The organism is Tepidibacillus fermentans (assembly GCF_004342885.1).
Classification (GTDB): domain Bacteria; phylum Bacillota; class Bacilli; order Tepidibacillales; family Tepidibacillaceae; genus Tepidibacillus; species Tepidibacillus fermentans.
In genome coordinates this window covers 14793-34658 of sequence record NZ_SMAB01000013.1, presented here as the reverse complement: position 1 = coordinate 34658, position 19866 = coordinate 14793, and the positions used below count along the sequence as shown (strand labels likewise).

The 19866-nt window shown below is 38.1% G+C and carries 21 protein-coding genes; 15 read left to right on the top strand and 6 right to left on the bottom strand.

All coding sequences use genetic code 11. The features are described 5' to 3' along the window. Positions 1–2: 2 nt before the first annotated feature. The 6 genes from trpD to EDD72_RS08675 are packed head-to-tail and all read left to right on the top strand — an operon-like array spanning position 3 to position 5027. The gene (gene trpD / locus EDD72_RS08700; RefSeq protein WP_132769396.1) at positions 3–1025 is read left to right on the top strand and encodes an anthranilate phosphoribosyltransferase; all 1023 of its coding nucleotides are present in this window, start codon (positions 3–5) and stop codon (positions 1023–1025) included. Then, entirely contained in the window at positions 1022–1813 is a 792-nt protein-coding gene (gene trpC / locus EDD72_RS08695) for an indole-3-glycerol phosphate synthase TrpC (RefSeq protein ID WP_132769393.1), read from the top strand. Before trpD ends, trpC begins: the two co-directional genes overlap by 4 nt. After that, positions 1810–2466 (top strand): phosphoribosylanthranilate isomerase, encoded by a 657-nt coding sequence (locus tag EDD72_RS08690; protein ID WP_132769391.1) that lies wholly within the window; start codon positions 1810–1812, stop codon positions 2464–2466. Before trpC ends, EDD72_RS08690 begins: the two co-directional genes overlap by 4 nt. Further along, positions 2438–3661, top strand: coding sequence for a tryptophan synthase subunit beta (trpB, locus tag EDD72_RS08685; protein WP_243643811.1), 1224 nt, complete (start codon positions 2438–2440; stop codon positions 3659–3661). The genes EDD72_RS08690 and trpB overlap by 29 nt, the downstream gene beginning before the upstream one ends. Further along, positions 3658–4443, top strand: coding sequence for a tryptophan synthase subunit alpha (trpA, locus tag EDD72_RS08680; protein WP_132769389.1), 786 nt, complete (start codon positions 3658–3660; stop codon positions 4441–4443). Before trpB ends, trpA begins: the two co-directional genes overlap by 4 nt. Beyond that, positions 4440–5027 (top strand): anthranilate synthase component II, encoded by a 588-nt coding sequence (locus tag EDD72_RS08675; RefSeq protein ID WP_132769387.1) that lies wholly within the window; start codon positions 4440–4442, stop codon positions 5025–5027. Before trpA ends, EDD72_RS08675 begins: the two co-directional genes overlap by 4 nt. Positions 5028–5054: 27 nt before the next feature. Here the strand turns inward: EDD72_RS08675 and EDD72_RS08670 are convergent, their stop codons facing one another. Beyond that, positions 5055–5954 (bottom strand): LysR family transcriptional regulator, encoded by a 900-nt coding sequence (locus EDD72_RS08670; RefSeq protein WP_132769385.1) that lies wholly within the window; start codon positions 5952–5954, stop codon positions 5055–5057. Positions 5955–6306: 352 nt separating this feature from the next. Between EDD72_RS08670 and EDD72_RS08665 the strand changes: the two genes are divergently transcribed. The 4 genes from EDD72_RS08665 to EDD72_RS08650 all read left to right on the top strand — a co-directional run bounded on the left by EDD72_RS08665 (position 6307) and on the right by EDD72_RS08650 (position 11148). Next, the gene (locus EDD72_RS08665) at positions 6307–8496 is read left to right on the top strand and encodes a molybdopterin-containing oxidoreductase family protein (RefSeq protein WP_132769383.1); all 2190 of its coding nucleotides are present in this window, start codon (positions 6307–6309) and stop codon (positions 8494–8496) included. A gap of 3 nt (positions 8497–8499) precedes the next feature. Next, positions 8500–9234: a 4Fe-4S dicluster domain-containing protein gene (locus tag EDD72_RS08660; RefSeq protein WP_132769381.1), complete on the top strand. Its 735-nt coding sequence runs from the start codon at positions 8500–8502 to the stop codon at positions 9232–9234. Then, complete coding sequence (locus tag EDD72_RS08655) at positions 9227–9862, top strand: formate dehydrogenase subunit gamma (RefSeq protein WP_165895023.1); 636 nt, start codon at positions 9227–9229, stop codon at positions 9860–9862. The genes EDD72_RS08660 and EDD72_RS08655 overlap by 8 nt, the downstream gene beginning before the upstream one ends. A 182-nt stretch (positions 9863–10044) precedes the next feature. Continuing rightward, on the top strand, positions 10045–11148 hold the full coding sequence (locus EDD72_RS08650) for a PRK06851 family protein (protein WP_132769377.1): 1104 nt from the start codon (positions 10045–10047) through the stop codon (positions 11146–11148). Between the two features lie 92 nt (positions 11149–11240). Here the strand turns inward: EDD72_RS08650 and EDD72_RS08645 are convergent, their stop codons facing one another. Beyond that, a complete protein-coding gene (locus tag EDD72_RS08645) occupies positions 11241–12887 on the bottom strand; it encodes a putative polysaccharide biosynthesis protein (protein ID WP_132769375.1) in 1647 nt (548 codons plus the stop codon). Positions 12888–13099: 212 nt separating this feature from the next. On the opposite strand from EDD72_RS08645, the gene EDD72_RS08640 reads away from it, so the two are divergent. Further along, complete coding sequence (locus EDD72_RS08640) at positions 13100–13849, top strand: acyl-[acyl-carrier-protein] thioesterase (RefSeq protein ID WP_165895022.1); 750 nt, start codon at positions 13100–13102, stop codon at positions 13847–13849. Between the two features lie 22 nt (positions 13850–13871). On the opposite strand, the gene EDD72_RS08635 is transcribed toward EDD72_RS08640, so the two are convergent. Then, positions 13872–14396 (bottom strand): gamma carbonic anhydrase, encoded by a 525-nt coding sequence (locus EDD72_RS08635; RefSeq protein WP_132769371.1) that lies wholly within the window; start codon positions 14394–14396, stop codon positions 13872–13874. Positions 14397–14534: 138 nt separating this feature from the next. Here EDD72_RS08635 and EDD72_RS08630 point away from each other — a divergent pair, with 138 nt between their 5' ends. Further along, the gene (locus EDD72_RS08630; RefSeq protein WP_132769369.1) at positions 14535–15797 is read left to right on the top strand and encodes a BaiN/RdsA family NAD(P)/FAD-dependent oxidoreductase; all 1263 of its coding nucleotides are present in this window, start codon (positions 14535–14537) and stop codon (positions 15795–15797) included. Positions 15798–15895: 98 nt separating this feature from the next. On the opposite strand, the gene EDD72_RS08625 is transcribed toward EDD72_RS08630, so the two are convergent. The 3 genes from EDD72_RS08625 to EDD72_RS08615 all read right to left on the bottom strand — a co-directional run bounded on the left by EDD72_RS08625 (position 15896) and on the right by EDD72_RS08615 (position 17746). Then, entirely contained in the window at positions 15896–16780 is an 885-nt protein-coding gene (locus EDD72_RS08625) for an MFS transporter (protein ID WP_207893677.1), read from the bottom strand. Continuing rightward, positions 16695–17411 (bottom strand): MFS transporter, encoded by a 717-nt coding sequence (locus tag EDD72_RS08620; RefSeq protein WP_132769365.1) that lies wholly within the window; start codon positions 17409–17411, stop codon positions 16695–16697. The genes EDD72_RS08625 and EDD72_RS08620 overlap by 86 nt, the downstream gene beginning before the upstream one ends. A 113-nt stretch (positions 17412–17524) precedes the next feature. Then, positions 17525–17746 carry an alpha/beta-type small acid-soluble spore protein gene (locus EDD72_RS08615; protein WP_243643810.1) on the bottom strand — a complete coding sequence of 74 codons (222 nt, stop codon included), beginning with the start codon at positions 17744–17746 and terminating at the stop codon, positions 17525–17527. 115 nt (positions 17747–17861) lie between these two features. On the opposite strand from EDD72_RS08615, the gene EDD72_RS08610 reads away from it, so the two are divergent. The 3 genes from EDD72_RS08610 (at position 17862) to EDD72_RS08600 (ending at position 19834) form a co-directional block, all read left to right on the top strand. Further along, positions 17862–18533, top strand: coding sequence for a TVP38/TMEM64 family protein (locus EDD72_RS08610; RefSeq protein WP_165895020.1), 672 nt, complete (start codon positions 17862–17864; stop codon positions 18531–18533). Between the two features lie 92 nt (positions 18534–18625). Further along, on the top strand, positions 18626–19063 hold the full coding sequence (locus EDD72_RS08605) for a MarR family winged helix-turn-helix transcriptional regulator (protein WP_132769358.1): 438 nt from the start codon (positions 18626–18628) through the stop codon (positions 19061–19063). Between the two features lie 114 nt (positions 19064–19177). Beyond that, entirely contained in the window at positions 19178–19834 is a 657-nt protein-coding gene (locus EDD72_RS08600) for a TPM domain-containing protein (protein WP_132769356.1), read from the top strand. Positions 19835–19866: the final 32 nt, after the last annotated feature.

Here is a 19866-nt window from a genome sequence, read left to right as displayed (position 1 = left end):
AGATGAGCAGAGTGTTAAAGAAATTATTAGACGGAAATCACTTAACAAAAGAAGAGAGTAAACAATTTATGGAGGAGATTATTACGGGTAAAGTTCCTCCTCATCAAGTTACGGCCTTTATGGTGGGTTTAAAGATACTAGGAGAAACCACGGATGAAATTGTGGGCTTGGTTGAAGCAATGCGGGAACATGCTTATGTCCCCTTTCAGGTAGAAGGTCCTTTACTTGATACTTGTGGTACAGGTGGGGATGGAACGGGAACCATTAATGTATCGACTGCAGCAGCTTTAATCGCTGCTACAGGCGGTATAAAAGTGGCAAAACACGGCAACCGTGCCGTTTCCGGAAAAAGTGGAAGTGCTGATGTGTTAGAAGCATTGGGCATTCCTATTCAACAATCGGCAGAAGAATTGGAAAAGGTACTGCAAGAAGAGAATATCGCTTTCTTATATGCCCCCATTTTTCATCAAGGGATGAAACATGCGGCAACCTCAAGAAAAGAACTTGGCGTTCGTACCGTTTTTAATATCCTTGGGCCGCTCAGTAATCCATTAAAAGCAGATCATCAAGTCATGGGAGTATATCGCAGTGATCTAACTGAGCCATTAGCAGAAGTGTTACATTCTTTAAGGGTCAAACGGGCATTAGTGGTTGCAGGGCTGGATGGCATGGATGAGATCACAACGACAACGAAGACACGTATTACGGAATTAAAAGATGGAGAAATCCACACTTACGAAATTACCCCTGAACAATTTGGGATCAAAAGAGCAACGATGGAAGACTTAAAAGGGGGTACCCCTGAGGAAAATGCAAAAGACTTATTAAAAATTTTTGAAGGGGAAAAAGGTCCAAAACGGGATTTCGTCCTCATCAATGCAGGAGCAAGTTTTTATGTGACAGGTCAAGCAGTAAGCTTAGAGCAAGGGATAGAAAAAGCAAGGGAATTAATCGACTCAGGGCAAGTATTACAAAAAATCGAAAGGCTGCGTCGACTTAAGGAGAAAGAAGGGTTTGCTTCATGACCATCTTAGATCAAATCGTAGCCAAAAAGAAAAGCGAAGTTGCAGAAAGAAAAAGGCAATTTCCGAAAAACCATCTAAAAGATTTACCTTTCTACCATGAACCAACGGTATCCATAAAGCAAAAGTTGATCACCACTTCGAGAAAAGTAGGAATCATTGCAGAAATGAAAAAAGCATCCCCTTCAAAGGGAGTGCTGTTAGAAAAATATGAACCAGAGCAATTATTTGAACTTTATCAAAAAGCAGAAGTGGAAGGGATCTCGATCTTGACCGACCAACCCTTCTTTCAAGGAAATCTGATTCATCTCATGCAGGTTCGAGGTCTGACTAATTCTATCCCGCTGCTTAGAAAGGATTTTATCATTGATCCTTATCAAATTGATGAAGCAAAAGGATATGGAGCAAGCGTCATCCTGTTAATTGCCGCCATTTTAGAAGAACAACAATATCAAGAATTATATTTACAAGCCAAAGAATTGGGGCTGGAAGTATTGACAGAGGTTCATGATGAATTAGATCTGGAAAAAGTGTTACGGTCATTTACCCCTGAAATGATTGGGATCAATAACCGGAATCTAAAAACATTTCAAACCTCCATCGATCAAACGGTGAAGATGATTGCTAACATCCCTAAGGACACAATCGTCATTAGCGAAAGCGGGATTCATCGTAAAGAACAAGTGGATCAATTAGCAGAAATTGGAGTACGGGGAATTTTGGTCGGAGAATCCATTGTACGTTCAAAAAATCCCCAAGAAATGATCGAAGGGTTGGTGGGGAAAAAATGAAGGTGAAAATTTGTGGAATCTTTGAAGAACAAACCCTGATCGATCTAAAGGAAAAAGAGATATGGCCAGATTATATTGGTTTTGTCTTTGCGAAGAGCAGAAGGCAAGTAAAACCAACCCAGATTAAACCATGGTTAAAACATATTCCATCAACCGTTAAAACGGTTGGCGTGTTTGTAAATCAGGCAATTGAGGATGTAATAAATGCTCCCGTCCATATCCTCCAATTTCACGGGGATGAAAAGCCAGAGGATTGTCAATTGATTAAGGAACAAACAGGGAAAGAGATCTGGAAAGTGATCTCTGTGGATCAAAATCATCCCTTTTCGATTGAGCATTATCGCAATGTCTATGAAAGATATTTACCAGTGGTGGATGGATTTATTTTTGACACAGCAAGTAAGAGTCGCGGTGGCAGCGGAAGCAAATTTGAATGGGAACCTTTTTATCACTTATGGCAAGAGATTGAAAAACCGATTCTTGTAGCCGGTGGAATCATGAAAGAAGATATTCCAATACTCAAACGTTACCCGATAGAAGGGATCGACCTCTCAAGTGGAGTAGAGGAAGAAGGCAAAAAATCAATCCCAAAAATCGTGGAACTCATAGAGGAGGTAAGAAGAGATGATGCAGTCGCTTCAATGGGAGATTGACTTAGGGAATGGACGATTTGGACCTTTTGGTGGAACATTTATTCCCGAAACCCTCATGCATGCAGTTAAAGAATTAGAAGAAGCCTATGAACGAATTGGGAAAGATCCTGAATTTCAACAAGAATATCTAAAATGGGTACAAGAATATGCTGGTCGTCCCACTCTTCTCTATTTTGCCGACCAATTAACCGATGTTCTCCAAGGGGCCAAAATTTATCTCAAGCGTGAAGATTTGAATCATACAGGTGCACATAAAATCAATAATGCCATCGGTCAAGGGTTACTTGCAAAAAGGATGGGGAAGAAAAAGATTATCGCTGAAACAGGTGCAGGTCAACATGGGGTCGCTTCCGCAACCATTGCTGCCAAATTAGGATTAGAGTGTAAAGTGTTCATGGGAATCGAAGATATTGAACGGCAACGGTTAAATGTTTTTCGCATGCAACTTTTAGGTGCAGAAGTGGTTCCTGTTGAAAGCGGAAGGGGAACTCTAAAAGATGCGACTAATGAAGCTATTCGCTACTGGGCAGCAAACATAGAAGATACTTATTATTTAATCGGTTCTGTTGTCGGTCCTCATCCTTATCCCACAATGGTGCGGGATTTTCAAAAGATTATTGGACTAGAAGCGAAACAACAAATGATAGAAAGGGAGCAACGCTTGCCTGATTATGTCATCGCTAGTGTAGGTGGCGGTAGCAATGCAATGGGCATTTTTTATCCATTTATTGAGGATCATGAAGTACAGCTGATCGGCGTAGAAGCTGCAGGGAAAGGCTTGGATGATCAACATGCAGCAACTATAGCAAAAGGGAAACCAGGGGTGATCCATGGTTCTTATACCTATCTTTTACAAGATCAATATGGCATGATTCAACCTGCTTACTCGATTTCTGCGGGTCTCGATTATCCTGGAATTGGTCCTGAACATGCATATCTTCAAGCGATCGGCAGGGCGAAATATACTACGATTACCGATGAGGAAGCGATGGATGCCCTGAAGATTCTTAGCCAAACAGAAGGGATTATCCCTGCGATTGAATCGGCTCATGCAGTAGCCGCCGCCATTCAATTAGCAAAAACGTTATCTAAAGATCAAGTAATCCTCGTCAATCTTTCTGGCAGAGGAGATAAGGATATGGATACGATACACCGTTTCTTTACAGAAAAAGCAAAAGGAGTGGCTAAGGAATGATGTTTGTTCCCTTTTTAACGGCAGGTTTCCCGACCCCTTCGCTCTTTAAGAAAATGCTCTTCATTCTAGAAGAAGAAGGAGCAGGCATGATCGAGATTGGTGTTCCCTATTCCGATCCCTTAGCCGATGGTCCTACAATTCAACGGTCTTCTATTCGAGCTATTGATCAGGGAATGAATATCCGAACCGTTTTAGACTTGATCAAAGAAGTACGGAAAGAAGGTTTGAAGGTTCCCCTGGTTCTGTTTACCTATTATAATCCTTTATTACAAATGGGATTAGAACAAGTTGCCAAAGAAGTGGTTCAAAGTGGTTTTAATGGGGTATTGGTTCCTGACTTGCCTATCGAAGAAAGTCAACCTTTAAAAGAGGCATTGAAGCAATATCATATTCCACTTATTTCCTTAATTGCCCCAACTTCTTTTGAGCGAATCGAAGCCATAGCGAAACAAGCAGAAGGATTTATCTATATTGTATCTTCTTTAGGGGTTACAGGGGAACGATCTCAATTTCACACAAAGGTAAAGCAGCTGGTGCAAACCGTGAAACAATTTGCTCAGGTGCCCGTTGTTTTAGGTTTTGGCATAAAACAAAAATCACAACTTGGATCATTAACAGAAGATTTGGATGGATATGTCATTGGTAGTGCCTTAATCCGAATCATCGAGGAGATCGAACAGGAATTACGAGAATCGTTAGTCCCTGAATCCATTGAATCAGAAGAATTTCAATTCCAGTTCCTTGAACGATTCCGTCAAAGAATTCGGGAGGTGCAACAATGATTCTGGTCATTGATAACTATGATTCTTTTACCTATAATCTCGTTCAGTTAGCCGAAGAATTAGGTGAGAAATGCATTGTGAAACGGAATGATGAGATCACCATCGAAGAAATCGAAAAGATGAATCCCGATTACATTTTGATCTCTCCTGGTCCAGGAATTCCCGAAGAGGCAGGGATTTCGATGGAAGTGATCCAAAAAATAGGCAAGAAAATTCCAACTCTAGGTGTATGCCTAGGTCATCAAGCCATCGCAAAAGCCTTTGGCGGCGAAATTAAATTGGCAGAGCAATTAATGCATGGGAAAGCTTCTTTGGTTCAACATAATAAGACCCCTTTGTTTCAAGGTGTGCCTCAAGTTTTTTTGGCAGGAAGATATCATTCATGGATCATAGATGAAACGGAGATCCCTGACGAAATAGAGGTTACAGCAAAAACAGTAGATGGAGAAATTATGGCGATTCGTCACAAACAATATCCAATTGTAGGGGTACAATTCCACCCAGAATCGATTCTTACTCCTGAAGGGAAAAAGATTCTCGCTAATTACCTTCAACACTATAAAGGCTATGGAGAAACGGCTTAAAATGCCCTTGGGATTTCCCAAGGGGTTTTAAAATTGTAAAATCGCGTTCCCTTTTAGATAGGTTAAAAATTGTTGTCCAGCAGCGGAAATATTTTTTGGTAGATATAGCAGGTAATAGGAAACTTCTAAATCTAAACCTTCAATAGAAAGGGGGTAGAGCAATCCTTCTTCGATTTCATATTGGATACAAGATTTATAGAAGAAAGAAGCACCTAATCCAGAAATAACAGCAGTTTTTAAAGCCTGAATACTGCTCATTTCAGAGATCACATCAAGATTTTGAATTGGGAATTTTAGTTGTGCTAGTTTCTGTTGAATGGTTCGCCGAATCGGTAAGGTTGGAGATGCCAGAATCAATGGTAAATCCTCTAATTCTTCAATTGTTAGAGTTTTCTTTTTCGTAAAAGGGGATTGATAAGAAACGGCTAGGATAATCTGATCTTTTCCAATTTGAACAGCTTCAATCCCTGATTGAAACATTCCACTATCCTCAACAACACCCATATCAATGGTCTGTTGTTGCAACCGTTCAACGATTTCCTCACGTTGATAAATAGAAACATCAATACGCACATTTGGAAACTTTTTGCGAAAGTATCCTAGGGAATAGGGTAATAAAAAATTGCCAAAAGCCTCTGTAGCTCCAATATGAACAATATTTTCATTTTGCACAAATTCAGCTAACTGTCGTTTCATTTGTTCATGAATTTGCAGGATTTTTTTGATGTTCTTATAAACAATTTCTCCAGCTGGATTTAATTGAACACCTTTCACAGTTCGGAAAAAAAGCTGATGGCCGTAAAATTGTTCCAAAGATTGAATCAAAGAACTGACAGCTGGTTGAGAAAGGTGAAGTTGTTTGGCTGCTTTTGATATACTTTGTAATTCCGTAACCCTGATGAATACTTCCAACATGTGAAGATTCAAATCCGAACCCTCTTTTCTTTAGATCATAGATAAATGTTCTAAACCTATTTTAACCACTTTCTTAAATGTTTGATAGACTTATGAGGTATTATACAAAAAATATACACAATTTAATATTTGGTTAAATAAAATTAATCAAAGAAAAGAAAAAATTGTGAATATTTGTGAAATGTATCACAATAATGATATAAGAAAAACGTTATATTCCCATAAATAGATAATATTACTCTTTTATATCAAGTTGGTTTATAATCTGATTAGAAGTAAAATATGTGATATATTTCACATATTAAAAACTAGTATTTTAAATCTAGCAAATCATTTTTCTTTATCGACGTAGGGGGAGTATTCGATGGGTGAAGAAAGAAGGATCAGTCGAAGAAAATTTTTAAAAGTTTCAGCAGCGACTGGAGCGCTTTTAACCGTACAACCTAAGATTGGAATGAATCAGTGGGTTAACGCCGCGAAACAAGAGGATATAAAAAGAATACCTACATTATGTAATGGTTGTACTAGCCGTTGTGGAATCATCGCAACTATTAAGAATGGTCGTCTTATCCATATTGAAGGCAACAAAGAACATCCAACGAATAATGGAAGATTATGTGGTAGGGCATACGGCGCAGCGATGTTAGCCTATCACAAGGATCGTTTGCAAGGCCCAATGAAACGAGTAGGAGATGAATTTGTTCCTATTAGTTGGGAACAAGCCTATAAAGAAATCGGTGCGAAATTAAAAGAGATTATTACCAAATATGGACCAGCTAGTGTTATGTACATGCATAATCCCAAAGAGGTAGGTAAGTTTTACGGATACCGGTTTATGAACGCAATTGGCAGTAATAGTATTCAGACTCATCATTCCGTTTGTTATATCTCAAGGGATGTTGGTTTAGAACATACGATTGGTGCAACTCCAAATACGGATGCAGCCAATGCGAAATATATGTTATTTATTGGGCGTAGTGTGGGAGACGGTATTAAACCAAGCCACTTACAAGGGATGATGAAAGGAAGAGATAAAAAGGCCAAAATTGTCTGTGTTGACCCAAGACATAATGCAACAGCAAATATTGTTGATGAATGGATACCGATCAAGCCAGGGACAGATATAGCCTTGTTACTTGCCATTGCAAACACGATGATCAAGAACGATTGGTATGACAAAGCGTTTATTGATCAATATGCAATTGGATTTGAAGAATTTAAAAAAGAGATTCAAACTTATACACCAGAGTGGGCGGAAAAAATAACGACAATTCCAGCTACAAAAATCGTTGAGATTGCAAAAGACTTATCTGCTGCTAAACCACATGCCTTTATCGATCCATCATGGAAAGGAGCCTTTGGTTGTAATTATTTGAATAGCCCAGAAACAGCGAGAATGGTTGGATTGGTCAATGCCATGTTAGGCAACATCAATCAAAAAGGTGGGATTTATTTTGCGGTTGAGCCTAAATTAGGGAAATTAGATTCAGCTAAACATCCAGCTCCTGAAAAGCCAAAAGTAGATCATATCGATGGATCGGGAGTGGAGGGGCAATATCCATTAGTTCCAAGCTCAAAAGGGATGCCTCACCGTACCCCTGGATTAATAGACGAAGGGAAAGTAAAAGCTGTCTTTATTAACCATTTTAACCCCGTTCGAAATACACCAGATCGTCAGTATAACATTGATGGATATAAGAAAGCAGAGTTGATTGTCGTCTGTGATATCTGGATGTCAGAAACTGCAGAACTAGCACATTATGTCTTACCAGAGCCAACTTATCTTGAACGGACTGAAATCATCGAACCCCTTGCAGGAAAAACAGGAGCTGTGACAATACGCCAACAAGTGATCGACAAATTCCATCCGAATACCAAACCATTTAGTGAGATCATAACGGGTATAGCGAAGGAGATGGGATTAGGCCAATATTTTAATTTTACGATCGATGAATTAAATGAGGCTCTATTAAAACCAACTGGAATTTCTTACAAAGAGTTAAAAGAAAAAGGGGTCATAAAGACAAAAGAAATGGTTGAATTTGGGAAAGTTCCTAAGTTAAAAACCGAATCAGGAAAGGTTGAATTTTACTCTGAAGCCTATAAAAAAGCTGGATTCTCGCCAATTCCGGTCTGGATGCCACCAAAAGTTGAACCGAAAAAAGGAGAATTTCGCTTGATTTGGGGGAAACAAAATGTGCATTCCCACTCATCTACTGCCAATATTCCACAGTTAATGCAAGTGACAAAGGATTATAACTTAGAAAGAGTTTGGATTAACACGAAAAAGGCAAAGGAATTAGGAATTAAAGACGGGGATTTCGTCATCATTGAGAACGATTTATTTAAAGGAAAAATTCGAGCAAAAGTTACGGAACGAATCTTTCCCGATGCCATTTTCTTACCTGGAGGATATGGAGCTTTTGCTAAGAATCTCAAAATATCAAACGGATTTGGCTTATGTCCAAATGATTTTGTAAAAACGGGAACTGACCCGATATCTGGGAATGGATTAATGATGGAAACTGCTGTAACAGTTCGAAAGGATGTGTAGTCGATGGCACGATATGGAATGTTAATTGATACCACTCGATGTGTAAGCTGTTTTGCTTGTCGACTTGCTTGTCAAATGAAAAATGAACTAGAACAAGATGAAGCATTTATTCACTTTGTCGAAAAGGAAGAGGGCATTTATCCAAAGGTGAAGGTTCATATTCTTCCAATCCAATGTCAGCATTGTGAGAATGCTCCATGTATGAAAGTATGTCCAACAGGTGCAACGTATAAGACAGCGGACGGAATTGTTTTAGTAGATGAAAACAAATGTATCGGCTGTAAATATTGTGTATCGGTATGCCCTTACAATGCGAGGATAGAAGTGAAACAATCGAAGACGATTCAAAAGTGTAACTTTTGTTCCTCTGAATTAGAAAAAGGTGGAGAACCTGCTTGTGTCAAAACCTGTATTCCCGAAGCAAGGATATTTGGCGATTTAGATGACCCAAATAGTAAGATCAGTCAAGAAATCAAGAAAAGACATGCAAAGCCCATCCTAGCAAACCAAGGAACCAAACCAAAAATCTACTATGTAAGTGAGATGAGTATCAAATCTGGTGTGAATGATCAGGTCACCGGACTAACAGATATGCGTAGTGAATATATCAAACCAGCAGGTGGAGTTCTTTTAGGAGCGACTGCTTTAGGATTGGCGGGGAACTTTGTTGTTGCTTCTCTGTCTAAGAGCAAACAAAAACATGAGAATCATAATGAAGGAGAGGAAGATCATGAGTAAAACAAACAAGAAATATAAAGTTTTTCGCTATACGTTAGGTGACCGCTTGATGCATTGGTCCGTAGCAATTGGATTTATCTTGTTGGCGATAACGGGATTTATGATTTTCTTTCAAGGAAGTGCCTTTTTATTAACTAGTGGATTAGGAAAAGGAATCCGAATTCTTCATCGAGTAGGTGCCGTGTTATTTGTGGCTGCTCCACTTATTTATCTATTATTTTCGAACAAAAGATGGAGTTGGCTTGAAGTGTTTCAGTGGGATCAATCGGATCTTGGTTGGCTAAAAGCTGCACCAAAACATTATTTTATTGGCGGAGATTCAATGCCACCGCAAAAAAAATATAATACGGGACAGAAACTATACTATTTGTTTGTTGTCATTTTTGGCCCCATTTTAGCTTTGAGTGGTTTTGCATTATGGTTTGATTGGTTTAAAGAAAATCGGTTCATCATGCTATTGATTCATGATATTGCAGCTTTAATCCTTGTTGCTTTCTTCTTTGTTCACGTTTATTTGTCTGCGATCCACCCAAGAGAACGCATTTCCCTTGAAGCGATGACCACAGGATATATGGATCAAGAGTATGCAGAGCATCATCATAAGTTATGGTATGATGAGGTGAAATAGACAAATCTGGTTTTAATTGAAGAAAAGAAAAAAATGAATTCTTTAAAATCTATAGGAAGTTTTTCTCACTTGTTTCGGTGAACCTTAAAAATCCCCATGTTGGGAACATTTTGCCTACTTCGTGCATAGACTAAAATTAGGCGAATGACCTAATGGAAGAATAAAGAGTAGGAGGAAGAAACATGGGGACAATCAAAAATTATTATGCTGGCGGAAATACCAATGTTGGTTTCTATTCATTATTTGATGATGTATTAAAAGGTTTAGACCGTTTATATATTATTAAAGGTGGACCTGGTACAGGAAAATCTACTTTCATGAAAAAAATTGGTTTAACCATGGCGGAGAAAGGATACAATGTAGAATTTTTACATTGTTCATCTTACAATAATTCCCTGGATGGGGTGATTTTTCCTGAGATTCACTTAGGTTTGGTCGATGGGACAGCTCCACATGTGGTGGATCCAAAATACCCTGGTGTCGTCGATGAAATCATTAATCTTGGTGAATTTTGGGATAAAGAAAAATTAAGAGCGAATGGCAAACGGATCATTAAGCTTACTAACGATATTTCTGAGAATTTCAAACATGCTTATGAACAGTTTGCAAAAGCGAAATTGATTCACGACGAGTGGGAAGAAATCTATTTAGAAGCGATGGACTTTAACAAGGCGAATGAGGTCACAGAAGAATTAATCAACAAAATTTTTGCCGAAGATATTGAGCGAGAAGATAGACCTATTATTCGAAGAAGATTCTTTGGCGCAGCCACGCCAAAAGGTGCAGTTCATTTCATTGAGAACATCACTGAAGATATAGAAAAACGGTATATTGTAAAAGGCAGACCAGGCAGCGGGAAATCGACGATGATGAAAAAGATTGGAAAATGCGCCGAATCTCTTGGATTATCCGTTGAATATTTTCCATGTTCTTTTGATCCCAATAGCCTAGATATGGTGATTATTCCTAAATTAAGTGTAGCCATCCTAGATGGAACAGCGCCCCATGTCATTGATCCATCAAGGCCAACAGATGAGGTTGTGGATATGTTTGAACTTTGCATCGATCCGCAAGTGGAGATTGGTAAAGCGAAAGAATTAGAAAATATAGAACAACGCTATAAAATCAAGATGACCATTGGAACGAATCATATTAAAGAAGCAAAGCGTCTCCATGACGAATTAGAAACTTACTATATAGCTGCCATGGATTTTGCAGCGATTGACAGCAAGAGAGAAGAAATCTTAGATGAGGTATTAAAGTACGCAAAAGATTTCGAAAAGTAAATAAGAGTTCTTGTGATGAAATAAAAAAAGGAAACGTCAGTCGTTCATTCGACCCGTTTCCTTTTTTTAGAATATGGAATGAAATCCAATGGTTATGCTGCCTTCGGATTTCTCTTTCTTTTTAAGAATCCAATACGATTCCCGAGCACTTCTACAGCAAGGTTGGAACGTAGGCCTAACCATAAATAAACTGCAATACCAACTACAAGCCCTACCAATAAAGTGATAACAGCATTAAGAAAACGTTCTTTCCCTCCTGGTAGCCATAGAATGAAAGTCCATTTTACAAGCCAGACGGCGATTCCCATGATGGTGGAATGAACGAGCATTCTGAAACTATTTTTTAGGACAGATCGATAGGAATATCCTGCAAATTTCTTAATGATCCATAAATTAAAGAAAATAGAAAAACCATAGCCAAGATCAGTACTTAATATTGCGCCTTTTCCTCCAAACCAACGGACAAATTCATAATTAAAAGCAATCTTTAATAAGATTCCGCCGATTAGACCATAAACAGCGAACTTTTGTCGATTGATCCCTTGCAGAATCGCAGCGGTTACTGTAAATAAAGCGTAAAAAATCGTTGTGGGTGCATACCAAGCCAATAAGTAACTTCCTAAATCAACTTCACTCATCGCATATAATGAACCATAGACTTGGTAGGAAAGAACCCCTAATCCTACAGCAGCTGGGAGTGTGAGATAGAGTAAAATATTAAACGTTTGGGTGATTTGATTGTGCAATTTCACCTGATCCCCAGCAGTAAAGGTTCTAGTAATGGCCGGAATGATCGTTAGCCCAAGAGCAGTTGCTAAGGATACAGGAATCATGATCACTTTTTGTGACGTTTGATTTAAAATCGCGAAAATGTCTTCAGCCTGACCCAGCGTATAACCAAGTGACATCAGCGCTTTATTCACATTAAAGGTGTCAATTTGCTGGTAAATCGGGATAGCTAATCCGACCAAGATAAAAGGAATGGCATATAACATCAGTTCTTTATACATGGAAAGTAATGAAATCAGTTGAACATTTTTACTTTCTGCAATTTTTTGTTTAATATCTTTTTGACGTTTTAGCCAATACCAGATAAGTACCGCCATACCCCCGATGGCTCCAACAAATGCAGCAAAAGTCGCTAAGGAAACAGCAGTGGCAAGGGATCCATGCATCACTTTAAGAATGAAAAAGCTTGTTGCTAATATGAATACGATGCGAACGATTTGCTCAATCACCTGCGAAACAGCTGTTGGGCCCATCGATTGAAAACCTTGAAAATATCCTCGCACCAAGCTCATCATCGGTACGAGTAACAAGGCAGGGCTTACCCAGCGAATGACAAGAATCACATCTTCAAGTGTGTTTCCACTTCCACCACCGCTCCCATTAATAAACATAGGTGCAATTATCGGGGCAATTAGATATAGACCAAGAGCTGCGAGAAATCCTGTTAAAGATAATAGGACTAATCCTGAGCGGAATAGACGGTAGCCTGTCCGATAATCGCCAAGGGCATTATATTTCGAAACAAACTTTGAAACTGCAAGTGGAAGTCCCATTGTTGAGATACTTAATAGAATGGCATAGGGATTATAGGCATAAGCGTATAAAGCAGCCCCTTTGGTTCCTACTAACCATAAAAATGGAAAATAATAAATCAGTCCAAGAATTCGCGAGATGATCGTTGCCGAGGTTAAAAGCAACGTCCCTCTGACTAACTGAGAGTCATTACTCATATAAGTCCATCTCCTATGTAAGAATCAACTGAAATTCATTTATCCATTAAATAAACGTAAACGATCGAATACAGTTTCGGAATCTATTCCTCATTGTAAAAGAACAAGATTCAAAAGACAAACTTTTTTAGGTTAAAATCTCATCTTTGTTTTCATTTTGTTACAATAGTAGTTAAATCAGTATAAAATAGTTGATAAAGGGGGGAATCGTTTTGAATCCTGTCATAACAGAAAGACAATACAATGTTCATTATTATGAAGTTGATTTTAAACGGAGAGCTTTACCAACCACATTGATGAATTATCTTCAAGATATTGCAATACACCAAAGTGAACAGGCAGGAGTTGGCTTAGATTTCTTGGAAGAAAACCATTTAGCTTGGTCACTCTATCAATGGGATATATCGATTAAAGCCTATCCCCAATTTGGACAAACCGTTACGATTACAACCAATGCCTGTGCTTTTGAAAAATTTAATGCTTATCGAGAATTTAAGATTACGAATCAAGAGGGGGAGTTAATGGTCTATGCCTATACCAGGTGGGTGTTATTAGATACGAAAAAAGGAAGACTAACCAAGATCCCACCTAGAATCTATGAAGTTTATGGGATAGACCCCGATAAACCCAACACCTATGAGATGGAGAAACTAAAAGAACTAAATGAAAGTCAGTATAAAAAAGAATTCTCTGTTCGCTATAGTGACATTGATACCAATAAACATGTCAACAATGTGAAATACGTGGAATGGGCGATTGAAACGTTACCCCTCGAAATGGTGATGGATCACCAATTACGTCATATGAAAGTGATGTACAAAAAAGAAGCAAAGTATGGGGAACAAGTTCAAGTTTTGACAAAAATAAGTGAGATTGGTGACAAATGGGTTGCACTCCATAAAATTGTGGACAGTCAGGGTACTACATTGTGTTTATTAGAAACAACATGGGAAAAGATTTAACCTACTTCATTTATGGAGTAGGTTAAAATGGATCAACAGTCGCAATCGACTTATAATATTGTCCTTTCTCTACATATTCATTGCGAATCCGTTCCATATCTTTTTTCTCTTCTTCCGTTAGTGGTCGAATCACTTTTACAGGATGTCCATAAGCTAATGTAAATGGTGGGATTTTCTTCCTGGGTGGGACAAGGCTTCCTGCACCAATCATCGCTCCCTCCCCAATCTCAGCTCCGTCCAAAATAATCGATCCCATACCAATTAGGGCACTTCTTCGAATCGTTGCACTATGAAGAAGTACACGATGTCCGATCGTAACATCATCTTCAATAATGAGTGGTAGATTGGGACTTTGATGAAGGACGGAGTGATCTTGAATATTCACTCGATTACCAATGATTGTTGGTGCTACATCACCCCGGATGACTGTGTGAAACCAAATGCTTGATTGTTCACCAATGGTGACATCACCCGTAATCGTGACATAGTCGGCGATAAAAGCGCTGTTTGCAATTGCTGGCTTTTTATCTTTGTATGGATAGATCATTTTGCATTTCACCTCTATTAAAAATTGCTAATCTGAACAAGATAAATTATAACAAAAATAAACAGCTAAAGCTTTGAGATAAAGGAATCAATAAGCGATGATCGAAAAAAGCGAATCGGATAGAAAGTAGGAAGTAAAATGTACGATGTGATTGTCATAGGTGGTGGCCCTTCTGGATTGATGGCAGCAGTTGCGGCAGCCGAAGAAGGGGCAAAGGTATTACTTCTTGAAAAAGGGAATAAATTAGGACGAAAATTAGCCATTTCAGGTGGTGGACGTTGCAATGTCACCAATCGCATGCCGATTGAGGATCTCGTGAAGCACATTCCTGGGAATGGACGGTTCTTATACAGTGCATTTTCGGAATTTAATAATGAAGATATTATTGCGTTCTTTGAGGAGTTAGGTATTCCATTGAAAGAGGAAGATCGTGGACGGATGTTCCCGGTAAACGACAAAGCACAATCCGTGGTGAATGCCTTAATCGATAAGTTAAGAGCTTTAAAAGTTATGATCAAAATCAATACCCCGGTTAAAACCATTCATTATCAAGATGGAAAAGTAAAAAGTGTCGAGTTAGAAACTGGAGAAGTTATTCTTACAAATGCAGTAGTCGTAGCCGTTGGAGGTAAATCCGTTCCTCAAACAGGCTCAACTGGAGATGGCTATGCCTGGGCAGAAAAAGCGGGCCACACGATAACTGAATTGTATCCCACAGAAGTTCCGATAACTTCTGATGAACTCTTCATAAAAGAAAAAAGATTACAAGGTTTATCACTAAGAGATATTGAGCTTTCGGTTTTGAACGAAAAAGGAAAGACGATCGTCCGTCACCGTTGGGATATGATCTTTACCCACTTTGGGATTAGTGGCCCTGCTGCTTTGCGCTGTAGTCAGTTTGTGGTGAAAGAGTTAAAGAAATCAAAGAAAAACAAAGTAACGATGGCAATCGATCTATTTCCCGATAAAAATATGGATGTCGTTCATCAGGAATTAACGAATCGACTACAATCCGAACCGAAAAAAGCGATAAAAAATGTCTTGAAAGGCTACATGCCAGAACGTTATCTTCTTTTTCTACTTTACGAAGTAGGGATACCCTATGATGTAACATTTACCCATCTCGCAAAGGAAAAAATTCGCCAATTAGCGGAAAAGATCAAACACTTTACGTTCACTGTAAATGGAACCTTACCCCTAGAACAAGCTTTTGTAACAGGTGGGGGTGTATCGATTAAAGAGATCGATCCAAAGACAATGGAATCAAAATTGATGAATGGACTTTATTTTTGTGGTGAGATCTTAGATATTCATGGATATACAGGAGGGTATAATATTACGGTTGCCTTTGTCACGGGATATGTTGCAGGACAAAGTTCATCCGAAAAATCTAAGAAATAACTATGAATAATAAGACCTATTTATAAAATGGATGATGCTATAAGTGAATAAAAGAAGGATAGCAAATGCTATCCTTCTTTTTGGATGAAAAAATCATACTAAGATTCTCCATAATTTTCATTGACAGACAAAGATTGAGCACTTCCTTTAGGTATAAAGAGCCAAGCAGTGATGAATGCAAGGAAAGTAAGGATAAAGGCGGTCCACATCGTATTATGGATGGAGTGTGCTAAGAGGTTCATCATTTGATCTACAACATCTTTTGGAATCATCGCAACTTGTTCACCCTCAAAAATTCCTTGCGACTGTTCAATCTGTGTTAGTATTTCAGGAGATAATTTTCCTTGATTTTGATTGATGAAGTTTTCGATCTGTGGCCGCATATTTATTGTTAACACAGAACCAAGAATGGTAACCCCAAACGTTGCACCAATACTTCTCATAAACATTTGACTGGATGTTGCTAACCCTCGTTGTTCAAAAGTAACCGCACTTTGTACAGCTACTGCAAAGGCTGTCATCGATAATCCTAAACTAGTCCCTAGGACAAACATTGAAAGAAGAACATACCAATATGGCGTGTTTACATCTAATTGTGCAAGCATGAAACCAGATAGTGCCATTAAGCTAACGCCAAGTAAAATCGGAACCCGATACCCATACTTTAGAATCAAACGACCCGCCACAAAAGCAAATACACTCCAACCAATCACCTGTGGAGTAATACTTAGACCTGCTTGTGTTGCACTTGTGCCTAACACGCCTTGAACATAAAGCGGTACAAATTGAATCGAGCCAAACATTCCAATTCCCATTAAAAAGGCAGTCAAGTTACTGGAACCAATAATTTTGTTTTTAAATAAAGACAAGGGGATAAATGGTTCTTTCACTTTTCGTTCAGCGAAGACAAAGAGAATAAGTAAAATCATTGCAATCAAGAAGAAAATATCTGTTCGAAAATCTACCCACCCATAATGACTCACAAGAAGGGTGCCGTACAATAGAGAAACAACTCCAGTAGATAGTAAAGTAACGCCAAGCAGATCGATTTTGTGTCGATGTCTGTTTTGGTAAAAACATGACCACTAACACCACGACAAGTATTCCAAACGGTAAGTTTAAATAAAAAAGCCATCTCCATGAAAAATGATCGACAATAAATCCACCAATAAAAGGACCGATGATTGCAGATAATCCCCAAACACTAGAGAAAAGTCCCTGAACTTTTGCTCGCTGTTCTAACGGGAACATATCGCCAGCAATGGTTAAGGCTAATGGTAAAACGCCACCTGCTCCCAATCCTTGTATCCCCCTGAATAAAACCAGTTGAACCATTGTATTGGCTTGTCCGCTTAAAGCAGATCCCAAGACAAATAAAGTGACAGCGGTGATAAACATCACTTTTCGTCCGTACATATCAGCGAGTTTGCCATAGATCGGAACTGTTGTCGTATTCGTTAGCATAAAGGCGGAAAAGACCCAACTATATAAAGAAAAGCCACCCAATGCTCCCACTATTGTCGGCATGGCTGCATTTACGATTGTCGCTTCCATAGCCGCTAAAAACATTGCCACCATGATGGCAACCGTTATGATCTTTCGTTGAAAAGACATAAATTCCCCTCCACTATCGAAATGCAATGTATATAATTATGAACCTAAAATCGATAAAGTTCAATAGAAATGAATTTAGAAAAGGCACCCGATTTTATAGGGTGCCTAAGAGGTTACTTTTGAGCATTCTGTTGGTTGGCCATTTGCTCTTCAGCCATGGAAACCATACGTTTCACCATATTTCCGCCTATCTTTCCGACTTCCCTCGTGGTCATATTTTCCCAACCACGTTCTTGAATATCGTCGTCTAATCCTAAATCATGGGCTACCTCATACTTTAGGTGATCCATTGCATTCTTTGCCTTAGGATTGAGTATGCGGTTGTTATTGCTCAATTGATTCACCTCCAAGAGTTATTTTTTGTTCACTTCGCAAAAAATATTTCAAACGAATATTTCTTTGTTATTGATGTGTTACAATACGATTAACTTCTTCTTTGGAGGCAACACAGTGAAAAAGATTGGGCTCATTATTATTGTGGTATTTTTTATTTTTTATGTTATTTTTCAAACACATTTTGGGGAAATATTAAGGCAAGGAAATTTAACGATGTTGGTTGATTATCTAAAATCCTTAGGATGGATTGCTTGGTTGATTAGTTTCATTGCGATCCTCATTCAAACCTTTTTTCCATTTATACCTTTTGTTATTTTGGCAGGGGCCAATGCACTTGTCTTTGGAATATGGGAAGGTTTTTTTATGAGCTGGTTGTTTGCTATTATCGGAGCGATTGTCGCATTTTTCTTCTCTAGATACATAGCACAAGAATTTGCAAAACAGCAAACGAAAAAATATCCTTTACTAAAAAAAATGGAACATCAAATAAAGGATAACGGTTTTCTAATATTTTTATTGGGAAGACTTATACCTATTTTACCATCAAGTATTGTGAATTTTTTTGGCGGAATATCTTCATTAGACTTTCGTTCTTTTTTTTGGTCTACCTTTTTAGGAAAGTTGCCTATGGTTTTTCTTGAAACAATGATGGGTCATGATATCATCTTCTTTAAACAACACCCGAAACGTCTCGTTTTCCTTATTCTAATATTTGGTACTTTTATTTACTTAGGGTATTGGATCAATAAACGATTCACGAACAAAAAGATACCCAATGAAGACTAAAGTTTGGTGTATTATTGCCTTTTTTCTTCTTGCGTTTTTTATCTTTATCGCTTAAAATATTTAAGTGACTTAAATATTAGGAGGGTAACTGATTGAGTGAGGCTTTAATCAGTGAATTAGAACAATTATTTTATGAAATGAATCAGTTGATTAGTTCGGAAAAACATAGATGTTTAAGAGAAGGAATTTCCTTAAGCCAAATCTGGGTACTGAAGCAATTAGAACAAGATCGGCAAAAAATCTCCGATTTAGCTGAAAGCATGGGAGTAAGTGTACCCGCAATTACTGGTCTTTCGGATAAACTCATTATTCAAGGTTTAGCTAAACGAACTCGCTCTGACCAAGATCGACGGATCGTTTATCTTACAATTAGTGAAAAAGGAAGAGAGTTACTTAAGGAAATACGTCAAGAACGGCAAAAAATGATGAAAATCTATTTTGATGGATTACCTGATCAGGATTTGGAACACTTAATCGAGATTTACCGAAAAATTATAAATAATATTAAGAAAAAAAGAAACACTGAATAAAAAGAAAACACATTCATAAAGAAAGTCGGCATATCGATTCAGTCCTTTCATTCAGCCTTTCCTATGTTATAATCAAGATAGATTAAATTCAGAAAGGCTGAAAGGAAGAAAACATTGATTTTTAAGAAGGTTATGTTGATTCGTCTTGAATTTATAATCTTATTTGTGATGACTTTATTTTTCTTAAGTCATTCTGTTTTTGCAGAAGAACAATTGCAAAAGTCAATGATTGAAGATGATGCGAATTATTTATCAAAGGAAAAAAAGGAATCCATTGAAAAGGAAATGCAGCATTTACCTGAGGTATTTCGTATCGTTTTCCTTCCAAAAATTGATTCAGCAATCGATATTAAAGGAAAAGAATTATTCACCGAAAAACAATTACCTGAAGATACAATCTTGATCCTTGCAGTCGTTGACCAGCGAAAAATTCAAATTATAACAGGCGAAGCATTGCAAAAGAAAGGCTTAGATGATACTTTTTTTCAAAAAGAAATTGAACAGTATTTTGTTCCGGGTGTAAAGACAGGGGCAATGGATCAGGCTTTTATTCAATTAACAAAAGGAATCAGCAAAGATATTGCTGCGGGTATAAAAGTACAAGATAAAAAAGAAAAGGATTCCCCGAAAATCCCTATGCCACCTCAACAAGTACAGGGAAGCAAGGGGAAAGGGGAAGAATGGTACCCAAAATACTTATGGTCCATTGGTTTATTATTGATTGCTGCTATGATATGGCTGATCGCGAAAACAAGAAAAAAGTCCTCTTAAACTCTCTAGAGTGAAAGAGGACTTCATTATTA

Excerpts from the sequence above, each read along its gene's own strand:
- trpD (WP_132769396.1), top strand. The coding sequence starts at position 3 with ATGAGCAGAGTGTTAAAGAAATTATTAGACGGAAATCACTTAACAAAA.
- trpC (WP_132769393.1), top strand. The coding sequence starts at position 1,022 with ATGACCATCTTAGATCAAATCGTAGCCAAAAAGAAAAGCGAAGTTGCA.
- EDD72_RS08690 (WP_132769391.1), top strand. The coding sequence starts at position 1,810 with ATGAAGGTGAAAATTTGTGGAATCTTTGAAGAACAAACCCTGATCGAT.
- trpB (WP_243643811.1), top strand. The coding sequence starts at position 2,438 with ATGATGCAGTCGCTTCAATGGGAGATTGACTTAGGGAATGGACGATTT.
- trpA (WP_132769389.1), top strand. The coding sequence starts at position 3,658 with ATGATGTTTGTTCCCTTTTTAACGGCAGGTTTCCCGACCCCTTCGCTC.
- EDD72_RS08675 (WP_132769387.1), top strand. The coding sequence starts at position 4,440 with ATGATTCTGGTCATTGATAACTATGATTCTTTTACCTATAATCTCGTT.
- EDD72_RS08665 (WP_132769383.1), top strand. The coding sequence starts at position 6,307 with ATGGGTGAAGAAAGAAGGATCAGTCGAAGAAAATTTTTAAAAGTTTCA.
- EDD72_RS08660 (WP_132769381.1), top strand. The coding sequence starts at position 8,500 with ATGGCACGATATGGAATGTTAATTGATACCACTCGATGTGTAAGCTGT.
- EDD72_RS08655 (WP_165895023.1), top strand. The coding sequence starts at position 9,227 with ATGAGTAAAACAAACAAGAAATATAAAGTTTTTCGCTATACGTTAGGT.
- EDD72_RS08650 (WP_132769377.1), top strand. The coding sequence starts at position 10,045 with ATGGGGACAATCAAAAATTATTATGCTGGCGGAAATACCAATGTTGGT.
- EDD72_RS08645 (WP_132769375.1), bottom strand. The coding sequence starts at position 12,887 with ATGAGTAATGACTCTCAGTTAGTCAGAGGGACGTTGCTTTTAACCTCG.
- EDD72_RS08635 (WP_132769371.1), bottom strand. The coding sequence starts at position 14,396 with ATGATCTATCCATACAAAGATAAAAAGCCAGCAATTGCAAACAGCGCT.
- EDD72_RS08630 (WP_132769369.1), top strand. The coding sequence starts at position 14,535 with ATGTACGATGTGATTGTCATAGGTGGTGGCCCTTCTGGATTGATGGCA.
- EDD72_RS08620 (WP_132769365.1), bottom strand. The coding sequence starts at position 17,411 with ATGTCTTTTCAACGAAAGATCATAACGGTTGCCATCATGGTGGCAATG.